This window comes from Mesorhizobium sp. Cs1321R2N1, from assembly GCF_037179725.1.
Classification (GTDB): domain Bacteria; phylum Pseudomonadota; class Alphaproteobacteria; order Rhizobiales; family Rhizobiaceae; genus Mesorhizobium; species Mesorhizobium salmacidum.
Genome location: NZ_JAPYKP010000270.1, coordinates 1 through 2,939, shown reverse-complemented (window position 1 = coordinate 2,939; position 2,939 = coordinate 1). Strand labels below are relative to the sequence as shown.

Genomic DNA, 2,939 nt, shown 5'->3' with positions numbered 1-2,939 from the left:
CGCGCCGGCGTCGAGGTAGTGCTGGCCGAAAGCCTCGGTTGGAGCGGCGACGCGGTGGAGGCGGAGTGCTTTGCCTTCCTCGCGGTGCGCGTGCTGCGCGGCCTGCCGATCAGTTTCCCGAGCACGACCGGCGCACCGCGGCCGATGCGCGGGGGAAAGCTGGCTGGCTGATCACGCCGGCGATAGATTCTTCCGCAGGAAAATTCGGCTGCGGCCGACCGGGAAATCGGCCAGCGTCCCAAAAGGTTGATAACCTTGCCGCTGATAGACCTTGGCGGCGTTGGGATTGAAAGTGTCGATCCAGGCATTTTGGCAGCCGCGCGCCACGGCTTCGCGTTCGGCTGCGTCCAGCATCTGGCCTGCCATATGCTGGCCACGCAGCCTTTCGTCGACCCACAGCCACTGCACGTAGAGCCAGCCCCAGGCGGTGTAGCCCGAGATGCCGGCGACGACAGCGCCGTCCTCGTCGCGCACGAACACGGCCAGCGCCTTCCTTTCGGACACGCCGACATCGCCGTCGTTGAACGCCGTCAGCCGTTCACTGAGAAAGGCGAGTTCTTCCGGCTGGGGATTTGCCGTCGTTTCAAGTGTCGTGTTCATGGCTCTTTCCGGATTGCGCGGTTGGAAGCGTCGAGAGGGCGGAAGTCCGATGCGGCGATGCCATAGCGCTTGAGCTTGTCGTAGAACGTCTTGCGCGGCACGCCGAGCGCGTCGATGGCGCCGCGCACGTCGCCGCCATGATCGCGCAGCGCGTCGCGGATGAGCTGCGCCTCGTATTGCCCGACTCGCTCGGGCAGTGCGGCGGCCGGCTCCGGCAGCCGCGCGACTGCCCTGGTTTCGTCATCGGGACCAAGTCCGAGCGCGACGCGATCGGCGAAATGTGCGAGCTCGCGCACGTTGCCCGGCCAGCCGTGCGCCTGGAGATGATGGCTCACGGCGGCGTTCACCCTGGCGACAGGGCGGCCAAACCGCTCCGCCGCCTTGCCGAGGAAATGGCCGAACAACATCGCGATATCGCCGCGCCGCTCCCGCAAGGGCGGAATGCGCAGCGTCACCACGTTGAGGCGGAAATAGAGGTCCTCGCGGAAATCGCCGCGCTGGTCGGGCCGGCCGAGATCGACCTTGGTCGCCGCGACGACCCTGAGATCGAGGCGTCGCGTCTCGTTCGAGCCGAGCGGGGTGAGGCTGCGCGTCTCCAGCACCCGCAAGAGCTTGACCTGCAACGCCGGCGGCATGGATTCGATCTCGTCGAGGAACAGCGTGCCGCCGCTGGAGTGCTCTATCCGGCCGATCCGCCGCCGCTGCGCGCCCGTGAAAGCGCCGGCCTCATGGCCGAACAGCTCGCTTTCGATGACGGTTTCGGGCAGAGCGCCGCAGTTCAATGCGACGAAGGGCTTTGCGCGGCGGCGGCCCCACCGGTGCAGGAGGTCGGCCACCACTTCCTTGCCGGTTCCCGTCTCGCCTTCCACCAGCACGTCGACATCCATGTCGGCGATCTGGCGCAAGGTTTCACGCAGTCGGCGGATGGCGGGCGCCTCGCCGATCAACGGCATGCCGTCGGCGGCAAGTGCCGCGGCTTCGCGCAGCCGCCGGTTTTCCATCACCAGCCGCCGCTTCTCCGATGCCCGCTTCAGGGCCTCGACCAGGCGCTCCCCCGCATAGGGTTTCGGAATGAAATCATAGACGCCGTCCTTGAGCGCGGCGACGGCAAGATCGACATCGCCATGCCCGGTGACCAGGATCACCGGCAAGTCGGGGTCAACAGCCTTGACGCGGTCGAAGAGCTGCAGACCGTTCATGCCGGGCATACGGATATCGCTGACGACCACACCATCGAAATCCGTGTCGACGACACCAAGGGCTGCCTCGGCGGCGTCGAGCGCGATCACCGTGAACCCGGCAAGTTCGAGCAGTTGCGTGGTGGCATGAAGCAGGTCCGCATCGTCGTCGACGAGCGCCACCAGCCCTGATCCCTGCGTCATTCGATCCGCCTCAAGTCGATGGTGAAGGATGCGCCGGTGGCCGTGTCGGGGTCGAGCCGCAGCGTGCCGCCCAATTCCTGGGCGATCTCCTGCGAAATCACCAGGCCGAGGCCAAGCCCCTTTTCCTTGGTGGTCTGGAACGGCATGAACAGATTGCCGGCGGCTTCCGGCCCGAGGCCGGGACCATTGTCGCGCACCGAAATCAGCACCCTGTCGCCACGTTCGGCGAGGTCGATCTCGATGCGGGGATCGGGCCGGTCCTTCATGGCGTCCAGCGCATTCTGCAACAGGTTGACGAGGATCTGCTCCAGCCGGATGCGGCTTGCCATCACCAATGGCGATGCGTTACCGCGCGGCCTGACGATGGTGACGCCGGAATCGCGGATGCGGCCGGACAGAAGCGACAGCGCACCCTCGATCGCCTCGCGCACCGGCAAAGGCGATGCAGCAGTGCCGGGCCGGCGGGCAAAGGTGCGCAGCGTGCCGGTGATGGCGCCGATGCGTTCGGTCATCGACACGATCGAGGTCAGATTGCCGCTCGCCGGTTCGGTCTTGCCGGCCTCGAGAAAGCGGCCGGCATTCTCCGCATAGGTGCGGATCGCGGCGACCGGCTGATTGATCTCATGCGCCACGCCGGCGGCGATCTGGCCGAGGATGGAGAGCCGGTTGGCCTGGGCGAGATCGTCGCGCAGCCGGCGGACCTTGGCCTCGGCGTTTTCGCGCTCGGCGATTTCGCCGGCAAGGGCCGTGTTCGATCGCGTCAATTCGGCGGTCCGGGTGCTGACGCGGCTCTCGAGCTCGGTGTTCATGCGCGCCAGCGCCTCCTGCCGCAGCCGGCGTGTGCGACGGCGCCGGGTGAACACATAGGCAAGCAGCCCCATCAGCAGCAGCCCGAGCAGTGTCGTCAGGCGCGCCGTGTTGGCGGCGGAGGCCAGGGCGGCATCGGCGGGCGTCAGC

At 67.2% G+C, this 2,939-nt stretch carries 4 protein-coding genes; 1 reads left to right on the top strand and 3 read right to left on the bottom strand.

The features are described from left to right. Positions 1 to 171: anhydro-N-acetylmuramic acid kinase (locus tag O7A61_RS31765; protein ID WP_337133109.1), on the top strand; the 171-nt coding region annotated here is incomplete at its 5' end. On the opposite strand, the gene O7A61_RS31760 is transcribed toward O7A61_RS31765, so the two are convergent. The 3 genes from O7A61_RS31760 to O7A61_RS31750 form a co-directional block, all read right to left on the bottom strand. Next, complete coding sequence (locus O7A61_RS31760; RefSeq protein WP_337133108.1) at positions 172 to 600, bottom strand: GNAT family N-acetyltransferase; 429 nt, start codon at positions 598 to 600, stop codon at positions 172 to 174. It lies immediately after the preceding gene. After that, positions 597 to 1,982, bottom strand: a complete 1,386-nt coding sequence (locus O7A61_RS31755; protein WP_337133107.1) for a sigma-54-dependent transcriptional regulator — start codon at positions 1,980 to 1,982, stop codon at positions 597 to 599. Before O7A61_RS31755 ends, O7A61_RS31760 begins: the two co-directional genes overlap by 4 nt. Continuing rightward, positions 1,979 to 2,939: sensor histidine kinase (locus O7A61_RS31750; protein ID WP_337133106.1), on the bottom strand; the 961-nt coding region annotated here is incomplete at its 5' end. The genes O7A61_RS31755 and O7A61_RS31750, both read right to left, overlap by 4 nt.